The sequence below is a fragment of the Polaromonas sp. genome (genome assembly GCF_012927485.1).
Lineage (GTDB): Bacteria > Pseudomonadota > Gammaproteobacteria > Burkholderiales > Burkholderiaceae_C > Polaromonas.
Window position 1 is genome coordinate 80,523 of record NZ_JABBPC010000020.1, and the last position, 13,014, is coordinate 93,536.

16 protein-coding genes are annotated in these 13,014 nt (G+C 57.3%); 13 read left to right on the plus strand and 3 right to left on the minus strand.

Annotation, left to right across the window (positions count from 1 at the left end; genetic code table 11):
* Positions 1 to 245 precede the first annotated feature (245 nt).
* Entirely contained in the window at positions 246 to 917 is a 672-nt protein-coding gene (locus tag HHJ16_RS08440; protein WP_293642154.1) for a hypothetical protein, read from the minus strand.
* Between the two features lie 524 nt (positions 918 to 1,441).
* Between HHJ16_RS08440 and HHJ16_RS08445 the strand changes: the two genes are divergently transcribed.
* The 12 genes from HHJ16_RS08445 (at position 1,442) to HHJ16_RS08500 (ending at position 11,105) form a co-directional block, all read left to right on the plus strand.
* Positions 1,442 to 1,861 (plus strand): cytochrome c peroxidase, encoded by a 420-nt coding sequence (locus HHJ16_RS08445; RefSeq protein WP_293642155.1) that lies wholly within the window; start codon positions 1,442 to 1,444, stop codon positions 1,859 to 1,861.
* A gap of 27 nt (positions 1,862 to 1,888) precedes the next feature.
* The gene (locus HHJ16_RS08450; protein WP_293642156.1) at positions 1,889 to 2,275 is read left to right on the plus strand and encodes a thioredoxin family protein; all 387 of its coding nucleotides are present in this window, start codon (positions 1,889 to 1,891) and stop codon (positions 2,273 to 2,275) included.
* Positions 2,275 to 3,003, plus strand: coding sequence for a cytochrome c biogenesis CcdA family protein (locus tag HHJ16_RS08455; protein WP_293642157.1), 729 nt, complete (start codon positions 2,275 to 2,277; stop codon positions 3,001 to 3,003). Before HHJ16_RS08450 ends, HHJ16_RS08455 begins: the two co-directional genes overlap by 1 nt.
* Before the next feature lie 37 nt (positions 3,004 to 3,040).
* On the plus strand, positions 3,041 to 3,562 hold the full coding sequence (locus HHJ16_RS08460; protein ID WP_293642158.1) for a hypothetical protein: 522 nt from the start codon (positions 3,041 to 3,043) through the stop codon (positions 3,560 to 3,562).
* A gap of 98 nt (positions 3,563 to 3,660) precedes the next feature.
* A complete protein-coding gene (locus HHJ16_RS08465; protein ID WP_293642159.1) occupies positions 3,661 to 3,870 on the plus strand; it encodes a DUF2892 domain-containing protein in 210 nt (69 codons plus the stop codon).
* Positions 3,871 to 3,873: 3 nt separating this feature from the next.
* On the plus strand, positions 3,874 to 4,431 hold the full coding sequence (locus HHJ16_RS08470) for an RNA polymerase sigma factor (protein WP_293642160.1): 558 nt from the start codon (positions 3,874 to 3,876) through the stop codon (positions 4,429 to 4,431).
* 20 nt (positions 4,432 to 4,451) lie between these two features.
* Complete coding sequence (locus HHJ16_RS08475; protein ID WP_293642161.1) at positions 4,452 to 4,703, plus strand: GDCCVxC domain-containing (seleno)protein; 252 nt, start codon at positions 4,452 to 4,454, stop codon at positions 4,701 to 4,703.
* 122 nt (positions 4,704 to 4,825) lie between these two features.
* Positions 4,826 to 5,659, plus strand: coding sequence for an AraC family transcriptional regulator (locus HHJ16_RS08480; protein WP_293642162.1), 834 nt, complete (start codon positions 4,826 to 4,828; stop codon positions 5,657 to 5,659).
* A 160-nt stretch (positions 5,660 to 5,819) separates the two neighbouring features.
* Entirely contained in the window at positions 5,820 to 6,380 is a 561-nt protein-coding gene (locus HHJ16_RS08485) for a carboxymuconolactone decarboxylase family protein (protein ID WP_293642163.1), read from the plus strand.
* A 349-nt stretch (positions 6,381 to 6,729) separates the two neighbouring features.
* The gene (mutS, locus tag HHJ16_RS08490) at positions 6,730 to 9,342 is read left to right on the plus strand and encodes a DNA mismatch repair protein MutS (RefSeq protein WP_293642164.1); all 2,613 of its coding nucleotides are present in this window, start codon (positions 6,730 to 6,732) and stop codon (positions 9,340 to 9,342) included.
* Between the two features lie 29 nt (positions 9,343 to 9,371).
* A complete protein-coding gene (locus tag HHJ16_RS08495) occupies positions 9,372 to 10,199 on the plus strand; it encodes a proteasome-type protease (protein ID WP_293642165.1) in 828 nt (275 codons plus the stop codon).
* A gap of 72 nt (positions 10,200 to 10,271) precedes the next feature.
* Positions 10,272 to 11,105, plus strand: coding sequence for an alpha/beta hydrolase (locus HHJ16_RS08500; RefSeq protein WP_293642166.1), 834 nt, complete (start codon positions 10,272 to 10,274; stop codon positions 11,103 to 11,105).
* Between the two features lie 23 nt (positions 11,106 to 11,128).
* On the opposite strand, the gene HHJ16_RS08505 is transcribed toward HHJ16_RS08500, so the two are convergent.
* Positions 11,129 to 11,962, minus strand: coding sequence for an undecaprenyl-diphosphate phosphatase (locus HHJ16_RS08505; protein WP_293642167.1), 834 nt, complete (start codon positions 11,960 to 11,962; stop codon positions 11,129 to 11,131).
* A gap of 140 nt (positions 11,963 to 12,102) precedes the next feature.
* Positions 12,103 to 12,303 (minus strand): hypothetical protein, encoded by a 201-nt coding sequence (locus tag HHJ16_RS08510; RefSeq protein ID WP_293642168.1) that lies wholly within the window; start codon positions 12,301 to 12,303, stop codon positions 12,103 to 12,105.
* Between HHJ16_RS08510 and HHJ16_RS08515 the strand changes: the two genes are divergently transcribed.
* Positions 12,302 to 12,949, plus strand: coding sequence for a DUF924 family protein (locus HHJ16_RS08515; RefSeq protein ID WP_293642169.1), 648 nt, complete (start codon positions 12,302 to 12,304; stop codon positions 12,947 to 12,949). The two genes, HHJ16_RS08510 and HHJ16_RS08515, sit on opposite strands and share 2 nt — an antisense overlap.
* Positions 12,950 to 13,014: the final 65 nt, after the last annotated feature.

Here is a 13,014-nt window from a genome sequence, read left to right on the forward strand (position 1 = left end):
TGTCAAACAAAAGGTTTACTTTGGTGATAGATAACGAAAATCCGGTCAGCTCGCAAAGAGAAATTAAACAGCCATCGAAGCACCCCCCTGGGCGCAGCACTGCTCGCGCCTTACTCTCAAAGGCGCATGAATCGTCAAGATTCACCCATAAGTTACTTCCCAAGTCCCCCTCTGCTCCCCAACCCTCGTGTGAGAACTTGACGACACATGAGGGCGCCCTCGCCGCTCGCCATATCGCCCCCGCCTTACAGCTCGGAGGCTGATTTTTCATCGACATTGATTTCAAGCTCAGACAAGATCTCAAGCGATTCGTCGGCCAGAACCTTGCAACTCTGAAAGCCAAAAAGACACGCGTCGCGAGCATCCAGCAAGGCTTGGATTTCTTTTCGGTAGAGGCGGACGAGCGATTCCACCACGGCATCAACATCAGCGTTGTCGGTGGATACGGTCAGCTGGCCAAGCAAATCTGCGGTGGTTTGGGCCGAAAGCATCAAATCACCCGTCACCCAACTATTGACCGTGAATAGGCTGGTGGGCAGGCCCTTGGCATCAAAGCCAATGCCCAGCAAGTGTCTAGTATTGAAGTCGCCCGCTGGATCGCCTAAGAGTTTGGCGAACTGGATTTCCCTCGCCGAGCGCAGGCTGCGGGACCAGAGCCTTCTCCGCGCGAACAGGTGGATGTGCCCGTGCTCGCCAGAACCCGTCCGATCCTCGGGTGCATGAGAGTGATAGAACCACTGAAAGCCACTCTCTGAGTCGATCGCATCGTCTTCCGGATAATGCGCCCATTGCTTGGGCGGCTGCCCAGCCAACAGGCTTCCAAGGAGATGCTCCCTGCGCTGCGCCAGATCCGCATAGATTTCAAGCAGACGCAGACTTGCGGCGCGCGTGGAGACGCTCGATGCCTGTTTCGCCATCCCGTTTCACGACACTCTGATCAGTTTTTGACCGCGCATTTTGCGCCACATTTGGGAGCGCATTTGGGAGCGCATTTGGGAGCGCATTTGGCGTCCTTCATTGCTTTGTTTGCTCCGCACTTAGGACTTTTCATGTGCTTCTTGGCGCCAGCTTTTACGTTGCATTTCGCCCCGCACTTTGACATGCCGGCCTTGGACTGGCACTTCACAGGATCTTTCATATCTTGAGCAGCGGCGGGCAACGACAAGGTTGCAGCCGTCAGAGCCGCGAGAGTGGCGAACTTTAAAGATGTCTTCATGGGGTTTCCTTGATGGTGTTTGGATATGAGGCGCTGCTGGCGTCCTCGAGAGCTAAGAGGGGCCGTTTCATGGATTGGGTTCGCGAAGACGTAAATATTTCTTTACGACCTCGGGTGTAAGAAATCGCCGCCCGACGCGCCCCATGAAAATAGTTGGCTTTCTGCGAACCGTTTTGACGACTCGCCACCTCTTAGTCGAGGAATCGCCCAAAACCAAGGACCGCCATGCCTAAAACCACCCTAGCTTTGCTTATTGCCCTTTTCGTTGCCGCCCCCGCCGCCTTCGCGGCCGACGACGCGGGAGCTCTAATCACCCGGCCCGCGGGATACAAGCCTATAGCCGGGGACGCCAGGCTCGGAGAAAAGCTCTTCAACGACGTCAAGCTGTCCACCAACGGCATGTCATGCGCGACCTGCCACGCCAACCATGGCGCCTTCCAAGCCAGTTTCGCCAAACCCTATCCGCATACCGTGGCGATGGCCAAGGAGCAATTTGGACGCAAAACGGTTTATCTGGACGAAATGATCCAAGGCTGCATGGTCATGCCCATGGCCGCCAAGCCCCTGGCTTGGGATTCCAAGGAGCTCGCCGGTCTCGTGGCTTACCTCCAAGTTCAACAAAAGTCTTTCAAACCATCCCACTAACGCCCACCCACTTTTAGGAGTCTCCTCATGAATTTCGTAAAAACCACCGTTCTGATCGCCCTGTCCTCGCTAATGTCCTTGGCGATGGCAGGAGAGATCAAGCCTTTCAACCAAAAGGACTTCGACACTCTCACGTCTTCCGGCAAATCCGTCGTCCTCGATATCAGCGCAACGTGGTGCCCGACCTGCAAGGAACAAAAGCCCATCATCGACGGACTCATGAAGCGGCCGGCCTACAAGGACGTGACGCTCATGACCATCGACTTCGACGCCAACAAGCCCACGTTGAAAAAGTTCAAGGTGACCATGCAAAGCACGCTTGTGGCCTTCAAGGGCGTTAAGGAAGTCGGCCGCTCCGTTGGCGACACCTCACAGGAAGGACTTGAAAGCTTGATCAAAAAGTCGGCCAACTAATGGAATTTGGACTGGGCGCCTACAGCTTTGGGTTTCTGGCGGGGCTGCTTTCGACGCTCTCGCCGTGCGTGCTGCCCATCATCCCCATCCTGCTTGGGTCGGCGACCAACGCCCACCCTAGGGCGCCCTTGGCTTTGGCGGGAGGCCTCGCCATTTCCTATGCAGTCATCGGCACGACTCTGGCGTGGGCCGGGTCGGCTCTGGATATCGACGCCTCAATATTCCGAAATGTCGGAGCCGTCATCCTGGGACTGCTGGGCCTGGTGCTGATCTCGGGCAGCTTGCAGCAACGCTTCGCCTCGGCGACCTCCAGCCTCGGCGATGCCGGAAACAATCTGATCTCGCGCATGCGCTTGGACGGCCTGTGGGGGCAATTCGCCATCGGCCTCGTTTTAGGCATCGTGTGGAGCCCCTGCGTGGGCCCCACATTGGGCGCTGCAGTCGTTTTGGCGAGCCAGGGCTCCCACCTGCCGCAGGTTGCATTGCTCATGGGCATTTTCGGCTTGGGCGCGGCCTTGCCGGTGGTAGCCTTGGCCTACGTCTCTCGCGGTGCCATGATGAAGATGCGCGGCAAACTTGTGCAAGCGGGCAAGACCGGCAAGATGATTCTTGGCACGATCATGATCGCCTTGGCCGTCATGATCCTCTCGGGGGCGGACAAACCGATCGAGACTTGGCTGGTGGATCACTCGCCTGCCTGGCTCACGAAATTGACAACTCGCTTCTAGTCGTTATATCTGTACACCACCCCGAATCGACATCTCCATGCACATTAAAAATTCCAGCATCCTGCGACTTGCCTCCGCCACAGTTGTGGCAGCCACGCTCGCCTTTGGCGGCACCGCAATGGCCGAACCGCTCAACGTGCAGGCCACCATGGTCCCCAAAGAGCAAATCAAGCTCGACTTCAAAGATGGCTCGGGACACTTTGTCCTGATGGTACGCCGCGAAGGCACGGCGACTGGGACAGGTCTTCTTAATGAAGCCTCCATCGTCGAATTCGGCCGCCACGACATCATCCCCGGCGTATCGGGCGACCCGTCGGGCTATCTGGTCGCCACCAAAGGCGAAGGAAACGTGGCCTATATCAAGTGGACCGTGCGCGCGATCTTTCTGCCGGGCAAGAATGGCAAGCCTGAACTCAACGACAACGGATTCTGGGAAGTCGTTTCCGGCACAGGGAGCTTCAAGGGCCTCAAAGGTGCCGGGACCCTGCACATCAAATCGGCTAGCCCCACCGATCCCATCTTCATCCTTGACGGCAATTTGGCGCCTTTCCAGCCCTGACCATGTCTATTTCAACTCCCGCGAACTGTTTCGGTGTTATCTCCCCTCTTAGTTACCGAGGGTTGTCCTCACACACCAACGGATCAAAGGAGATTACTATGTTTTACGTCAAAAATATCCCGTCCTGGGAGCGCGTTCTTCGCATCGTCATGGGCCTGATGGCTCTGGGTTTCGCGGCCACAAATTGGGGTGGTTCGGCACTGGCCATCGGCGTAGGCGTTGTGGGCGCCATGCTATCCATGAGCGGCCTGTTTGGCTTTTGCCCCATGTGTGCAATGGTGGGCCGTAAACTCGACAAAGGAGCCTAAGCCATGACAGTCAGCGGGCCTGAACGAGACAATCTGATATTCGCCGCGCAAACGGGCGATCCCGCTGCCATTGGACGCTTGCTGGTTGTTTGTCAATCGGACGCGCGACGCTACGCCCGCCGGCATTGCCAAGTCAGCGACGTGGACGACGCCGTCCAGGAGTCGCTCTTGGTGATCTCCCGCAAAGTTCATGGGCTCAAGGCCGCCGCGGCCTTCTCTTCATGGCTTTTCACCGTCATCAAGCGCGAATGCCGCAAGCTGGAAAGGGCCATGTTCCGGCACGATCCGCTGGATGAGGATTTGGCAGAGCATCAGATCGCAAGCAAAAGCGACAACGATCTGCGCATCGACTTGGCCGCAGCCCTCGAATCGCTGCCTGCCCACTACCTTGAAGTGGTACTGCTGCGCGACTTCGAAGAACTCACCATCGCCGAGATTTCCAAGCGTCTTGGCGAGCCGCCCGGCGCTGTTAAAAGCCGCTTGCACCGGGCCCGCGAGCTGGTGCGCGAATACATGCTCGGCTCTAACGCTTCGGACAAGAAGCGTCCAATTGAGCACTGATCGAATAGGCTTAAAACGAGATGACAACTTCCTCCACCGGTGGCAACGAAATCCAAACGCACTCGACTTTGACGTGCCCCGAATGTGGCCATGCCACCGAGCTTGAAATGCCCATGGACGCCTGCCTGTTTTTCTGCGAATGCGAGGCCTGCCATGTTTTGATTCGTCCATTGCCAGGCGACTGTTGCGTCTTTTGCAGCTACGGCTCGGCAAAGTGTCCGCCGATGCAAGCAGACCAGCATTGCGGCTTTCCGTGCGCAGGGGGCACATGAGAGACTTATGGCGCGCGGCCTGCTCTCGGCACATTGCCCCGAATGCATTGCGAATCTCGCTGGTGATCGGAAATGTCTTGAACTTGATCAACCAAGGTGGCGCGCATCAAGGACCAGACTAAATGCCAGGACCGTTAGACCATTTGCTGACCCAATTTTCCTTGCGGGCGGGCGTCTTCTACACCGGAAACATCTGCGGCCTTCATGACTTTGAGCGCGATGAAAGGCGCGGGCATTTGCACCTGGTCAAAAACGGTCCCGTTCAGCTCACTGAGCTTGGAAAAGCCGCCATCGTGATGGATCGACCGACGCTGGTTTTTTTGCCGCGACCGGAAACCCACCGGCTGGTAGCCGATGAGAGAGAGGGGGCCAATGTTGTCTGCGCGACGGTGCTGCTGGGAGGTGGCGGCCGCAATCCGATCTCCGACTCACTTCCCGACGCCGTCCTGATCGAGTTCGATCAGATGGCTGGAATCCACGAGATCCTGGGGCTGATGTTCGACGAGGCCTTCGGCGACCGAAGCGGGAGACAGGCCTTGCTAGACCGGCTTTGCGAAGTTTTGATGATCAAAATGCTGCGTCATTGTTTGGATCAGGGCATCGCCGCTGGCGGTGCGCTTGCGGGGCTCTCCGATCCCAAGCTCGCCAAAGCCTTGGAGGCGATTCACCGACAACCCGCGTACGGCTGGGACCTGCCTGCCATGGCAGCCGAAGCAGGCATGTCCCGCGCGCGTTTTGCTGACTATTTCCGCGCCGTTATCGGAAGGCCGCCAGCGGACTATTTGGCATCCTGGCGCATCATGCTGGCCCAACGTCTTCTGGCCCGAGGCGTGCCCGCCAAGACGGTAGCTTTGGACGTGGGGTACGGCAGTTCAAGCGCGCTTCACCGCGCATTTGTTCGAAAATTGGGGGTTTCCCCTTCAGGTTGGTTGCGCGAGCAATCTGAATCGCAGTGATCAACACCGCCGAGCGACCCCTTGTGGACGTTGGGCCAACGGTCTGAGACGATTAACCAACTTTATTGACACTGAATTTCCTAAGATGAAGTTGTGTTGATTGCCGGCTCAGTTGAGCCGGCAATCAACGCATCTCACTCCATCATCCAAGGACCTTTTCATGTCATACCTCAAGACTCTCACCCCCGTCGCCCACGCCACCGCAGAAGGCCAACAAAAGCAACTGCTGGATGGCGCCCTAAAGCAACTAGGCTTTATCCCCAACATGTACGCCAACATGGTCAACGCGCCCGCAGTGCTAAACACCTACTTGCACGGCTATGGCCTTTTCCGTGGCGAGTCTGGCTTCACCCCAGCCGAGCAAGAAGTAGTGTTTCTCGCCGTGAGCCAAGCCAATGGATGCACTTATTGCGCCGCCGCCCACAGCATGATCGCTGACAAGGTTTCCGGCGTCCCGGCTCCGGTTCTCAGCGCCATACGTCAGGGACAACCCATTCCCGACGCCAAACTCGCTGCGCTTTACGCGTTGACCCAAGAAATGGTCCGAACCAATGGTCGCCCCGACCAGGACATGGTGACCGCATTCCTGGACGCAGGCTACCAGGAGAAGCACATCCTCTACATCGTGTTGGCCATCGCAGTGAAGGTTCTAAGCAACTTTTCAAACCATGCTTTTGGGACCGAACTGGATGCACGTTTTGCGGCCTACAAGGTCGTGTGAGCAGACGGGGTTGAGGGTGGGGACTTGAATCACCCCGGTTTTTGGGGAAGCGCATCTTTAACCCATCCGCAACTCATTGAAAAAAAGTCTTGGGGATCGTAGAAGCCAAAAAGAGGACTATTTGAAAAGTTGTCCCTCTAACTCTGAGTAGTTCCCCCAAAGTCCCATTTCAATCCATTTTTGAGAATCAATCCTCGTCGCCAGATGTCCGACAATGTCAAAATTCCGTAAGTGCCTATCAACAAACAATTTTTGTAATTCGATTAAATCAAAAAGTCACACATTGAGCAGATCAACGTCCTCACCAAGTATCGAGGTTGTGACTTTTTGACGATCACATAAGCCATTGATGTCAAAAGAGAATTTTTCACCAGCTCCCAGCGAGACAGCCTTGGCTAACCATACCCCCATGATGCAGCAGTACTTTGCGATCAAGGCGGAGTACCCCGATACGCTGGTGTTCTACCGCATGGGCGATTTCTATGAGGTCTTCTTTGCCGATGCCGAGAAAGCTGCCCGACTGCTTGACATCACGCTGACTCAACGCGGCCAGTCGGCTGGCAAGCCTGTGGTGATGGCAGGTGTACCTTTTCATTCGCTTGAAGGCTATCTGGCTAAACTCATCAAGCTCGGTGAGTCGGTGGCCATTTGCGAGCAGGTGGGCGACGTCGCGACCGCTAAGGGGCCAGTGGAGCGCAAGGTGATGCGGGTAGTCACCCCGGGCACGCTAACGGACACCGAACTGCTTAATGACAAAACTGAATCCCTATTGTTGGCGGTGCACCAAGGCGCCCGCAACACCTGCGGGCTCGCTTGGCTGAGCGTCACGCAGGGTGAGATCCATTTGGCCCAATGCGCTAATAATGAACTCGAAACCTGGCTGGCCCGCATCGCACCCAGCGAGCTGTTGTACAACGTTGATGTCACGGCCACCTTTGAGCAGCGTCTAAAAGCGCAGCGCTGCGCCACCAGCGCCCGTGCTGCCTGGCACTTCGATGCGGCATTGGGCGCACGCCGCCTGCTGACCCAACTCAAGGTAGCCTCGCTGGCAACATGGAACGCGGAAAGTTTGAGCGAAGCGCATGCCGCCGCATCGGCTTTGTTAGGCTATGCTGAACACACCCAGGGCCGTGCGCTGCCGCATGTACAAGGTCTGCAGGTAGTGCGCACGGGCGAGCTGATTGAGCTGCCGTCCACCACTCGGCGCAACCTGGAACTCACGCAAACACTGCGCGGTGAAGACTCGCCCACACTGTTTTCACTGCTCGACACCTGCACCACCGGCATGGGCAGCCGGGCGCTGAAAAGCTGGCTACTGAACCCGCGTCGGGACCGCGCGCAGGCCGCTGCACGACTGGAGGCCATTGCACAGCTGCGCCAAGGCTCACAGCAAACCTTACGCACCCGATTAAAAGGCTGCAGCGATGTCGAACGCATTACCGCCCGGATCGCGCTGCGCCAAGTTCGACCCCGCGAGTTGGTGGCACTGCAATTAACCCTGGAAAAAATAGAACACTTTCCGCCTATGGATGCATTGGCATCTAGCCTTTTAACCACCATTTTTGAAGACCTGCAGCCCCCGCTCGGCTGCGCCGAACTGCTTAAGCGTTATCTGCTCGACGAGCCGGCTGCCCTGATTCGTGACGGCGGTGTGATAAACCACGGCTGCGACGCTGAGCTGGATGAGTTGCGTTCCATTCAGACAAATTGCGATGAATTTTTGCTCGATCTGGAAGGCCGCGAAAAAGCCCGCACCGGCATTGCCAACCTGAAAGTGCAGTTCAATAAAGTGCATGGCTTTTATATTGAAGTCACACAGGGCCAACTGGACAAGGTGCCTGACGACTATCGCCGACGCCAGACTCTAAAAAATGCAGAGCGCTACATCACGCCCGAGCTCAAGGCCTTTGAAGACAAAGCCCTGTCAGCGCAGGAACGGGCGCTGGGGCGTGAAAAATGGCTGTACGAGCAGCTGCTCGACCAGTTGCAAACCTTCATTCCTGCGTTGAGCCGCGTGGCCCGCGCCATTGCCTCGCTTGATGCGCTCTGCGCGCTGGCCGAGCGCTCGCTAACGCTGAACTGGTGCGCACCTGTGTTTGTCAGGGAGCCATGTATTGACATCGCGCAGGGCCGCCACCCGGTGGTGGAAGCGCGGCTGGCCGAGACCACCGGCGGCGCCTTCATTGCCAACGACTGCAGCCTCACCGGCAAGAGCCGCATGCAGATAATCACGGGCCCTAACATGGGGGGCAAGTCAACCTACATGCGCCAGATCGCGCTCATCGTGCTGCTCGCCAGTGTGGGGTCTTATGTGCCCGCCACCCGCTGCCAACTGGGGCCGATTGACGCCATCCACACCCGCATAGGCGCGGCCGATGATGTGGCCAACGCGCAGTCTACCTTTATGTTGGAAATGCTGGAAGCGGCGCAAATATTGCACGCCGCGACGCCACATTCGCTGGTGCTGATGGACGAAATCGGGCGCGGCACGTCCACCTTCGATGGCTTGGCGCTGGCCGGAGGTATCGCTGCGTACCTGCACAACAAAGCGCAGGCCTTTACTCTGTTTGCTACCCACTACTTTGAGTTGACTGAATTTCCGGCCCAGCATCATGGGGCGATCAATGTGCACGTCAGCGCGGTCGAATCGGGCGCCGACATAGTTTTTTTGCACCACATCGAACCCGGCCCCGCCAGCAAGAGCTACGGCATCGCGGTTGCCAGGTTGGCCGGCGTGCCCGCCGCAGTCGTCAACCATGCCAAACATGCGCTGAATGCGTTGGAAACCCAGCAAAACGAATCGCGTGCTCAAGTGGACCTGTTTGCCGCGCCGCCGGAAACCGCCGGACCCGAGCAGAGCGCCGTGGACAAGGCATTGGGTACCATAGACCCTGATACGCTGAGTCCCCGTGAAGCACTGGATGCGATTTATCAGTTAAAAAAGCTGTCAACTTCCGCCTGAACCCGTTCCCAAAATTCCAGAATTCCTTTATGACTTATTGCGTTGCAGCCAAACTTAATGCGGGCTTGGTGTTTTTGTCAGACTCCCGAACCAACGCGGGCCTGGACAACATCGGCACCTTCCGGAAGATGATCGTGTATGAAAAGCCGGGCGACCGCTTCATGGTGCTGCTTTCAGCTGGCAACCTGTCAATCTCGCAATCGGTCCGCGAGATTTTGCAAGTTGAACAACTCAAGGACCCTGAAGGCGGTGATCCGATTACCATCTGGAATGCCAAAAGCATGTTTGACGCCGCTCGCGTGCTGGGTTCCGCCATTCGCCGCATTTATGCACGCGACGCCGAGGCATTGAGAAGATCCGATGTGGATTTCAATGTTTCGCTGGTTTTGGGTGGACAAATTCGCGGTGAGGGCATGCGCCTGTTTGAGGTTTATTCTGCGGGTAACTTCATTGAGGCCACCGACGAGACCCCTTACTTCCAGGTGGGTGAATCCAAATACGGCAAGCCCGTGCTAGACCGTGTACTTACACCCGAAACACCGTTGGCCGAAGCCGCCAAATGCGTGCTGGTGTCCATGGACTCGACCATCAAATCCAACCTATCGGTCGGCCTGCCGCTGGACCTGGTAGTCTATGAAGCGGACACCTTTAAAAGCGACAAGATTGTCTGTATCGACTACAACAACCCTTACTATCAGATGATGCACAACAGCTGGGGGCAAAAGCTCCGCGAGGTATTCGACAGCATTGAAGATCCGGTGTGGGACGACGCGCATACCGACATTCCAATCAAAGTGCTCGCGACGCGCCATGAAGCGCTCAAAAAAATCAGCACGCCTCATGAGAAACTGATTTAACTTTTTACTTCCTTAATTACCTTATCCCTGGACAAAAGCCGTAGCCAGCGCGCTGCGACCAACCAAACACCTGTGCCCTCCCTCTCTTCCAAACCCCTCGTCATTTTTTCCCACGGCAATAGCTTTCCGGCCAGCACCTACGGGGTGCTGTTCCAAAGTCTGAAGACCCGTGGTTTTCAAGTCAAGGCCATCGAGAAGTTTGGCCACGATCCGCACTACCCGGTTACCAGCAACTGGCCGAATCTGGTGCAACAGCTCGCCGACTTCACCAGCCGGGAAGTCGAGAAATCCGGCCAGCCGGCTTTTCTCGTCGGCCATTCGCTGGGCGGTTTTTTAAGCGTGATGTGCGCAGCCGAACACCCGGTACTCGGTGGACAACCCGTGCGGGGCGTGCTACTTATCGACTCGCCGATTCTGGGCGGCTGGCGAGCGACTGCGCTCAGCGTGGCTAAGCGGGCGCAGCTGGTGGGCTCCATCTCGCCCGGCGCCATCAGCCGAAAACGCCGGCAGCAATGGTTGGGCCGTGATGAAGTGCTGGCGCATTTTCGTACAAAGAAAATTTTTGCCCGATGGGACGAGCAGGTGTTGCGGGACTACATCGAGCATGGCACGCACGACGCCGCGGGCCAGCGCCTGCTGAGCTTTGATCGCGATGTGGAAACCGCCATCTACAACACCATTCCCGACAACCTGGAGCGCCTGCTGAAGGAGCACCCACTCAAGTGCTCCGTTGCGTTCATTGGTGGACGCCAGTCGGCGGAGATGAAACACGCGGGCATGGCCATGACCGAGAAAGTCACCAAAGGCCGCATCATGATGCTCGATGGCAGCCACCTGTTTCCGATGGAAAAGCCGATGGCGACGGCGGCCGCGATTGAAGCGGCGCTACTCAACCTGTCGGGCTGACTGCGCCTGTTGATCAATTCAGTTCAGGGTGCCCAGGTCACCACGCCACTCCAGGCCGTGCCCAATACTAAGACACCAAACGCAATGCGGTACCAGGCGAAAGGCACAAAGCTGTGGCTGGCAATGTAGCGCAGCAGCCAGCGAATACACAGCCATGCGCTGACAAAAGAAAACAGCAACCCGATTCCGAACAACGGCAGGTCAGCGAGGGACAGCAGCGCGCGTTCCTTGTACAGGCTGTAAACCCCGGCGCCGATGAGCGTGGGAATCGCCAGATAGAACGAGAAATCGGTAGCCGCCTTGCGTGACAAACCCAGCAACATGCCGCCAATGATGGTGGCGCCGCTGCGACTCGTGCCTGGGATCATGGCCAGACACTGTGCCAATCCCACCTTCAGCGCGTCCATCGCCGTCATGGCCTCGACCGTGTGAATGCGTGCGACAGCCGGGTTGCGCTGCTGGCGTCTCTCCGCCCACAAAATGATAAAGCCACCAATGATGAAGGCGCTGGCTACCACCACGGGTGTGAACAGATGCGCCTTGATAGCCTTGCCAAACAACAACCCCAACACAACGGCCGGCACAAACGCCACCAACACATTAAGCGAAAATTGCCGCGCTTGCTGCTCGGTCGGCAAAGCAATTAGCGTCGCACGGATTTTTTGCCAGTACACCAAAATGACCGCAAAGATGGCGCCGGTCTGGATGGCGATGTCGAACACCTTGGCCTTGTCATCATCAAAACCCAACAGCGCGCCCGCCAGGATCAGGTGCCCAGTCGAGGAAATGGGGAGAAACTCGGTCAATCCCTCAACGATGCCCATGATGACGGCTTTGATCAACAGTGCAATATCCACGCTGGCTCCTTAAATTGGCGCTGATTATCCCCTTGAAGCCTGTGCCTTCCCAAAGTGGGCCGCCCTGGTGCCTGCTGATTTCAACGAAAACTGGAAGTCACCAGTCAGTATCGGTAAAACTCTTCAGCCTCCGCATTTAGTTAGAAAAGGTTGGGCCCGGTACCGCGTGTGGCGGTGGAAGGCATACAGTGCGCCAGCCGTATATCAAACCCCTTGCCACCGTGAAGCACTTCGCCTTGCGCCGCAAAACGCTTGCTGCCTTGGCTGCGGCGCTGACGACGCAGCAGGCGTGTTTGGGAGTTGCAGATGCGTTCAGACCGCTGATAAGCTTGGCACGTCATGATCCAGCCAGACCCAAACCCACGTCCGCTGCACACCAACACGCAAACGACCCCTGTCGATATTCTTGATTTCTGGCTCGGCGACGGTATGGCGCTAGGCTGGCCTACGCAAGACCTCGGAAAACGCTGGTTCGGCGGAGGCGCCGCCCTTGACCAGGAGATCAAGACGAAGTTTGGTGCACAGGTGCGGCAAGCAGTGGGCGGCGCGCTGCAAAATTGGGAGCGCCAGCCGCACAGCCAGTTGGCGCTGGTAATCCTGTTGGACCAATTTACCCGCAATGTGTTCCGCGCAACTGGGCAAGCCTTCGAGGGCGATGCGCGCGCCCAGCGGCTGGTGCTGCAGACGCTGGCCCGCCAAGAGGACTTGCAGTTGCCTTGGGTCGGGCGTGTGTTTACCTACATGCCGCTGATGCATGCCGAAGATCGGTCGCTGCAAGAGGAATGCGTCGCCCGCTTTGCCCAATTGGTCGCAGATGCACCCGAAATGCTGAAGCAGCGCCTACACGGCAACCTTGACTTTGCCCGCCAGCACCGGGACATCATTGCCCGTTTCGGTCGTTTCCCCTACCGAAACGAGGTCCTCGGAAGAATCAGCACACCAGAGGAAGATGAGTTTCTGCTGGGCGGTCCGCGCTTCGGGCAATGATACGAGGTGGCGTTAGAGTTGGCCGATGGAGCGCTCCGTCAAGGAGTTAGCGCCGCGTCCTACAG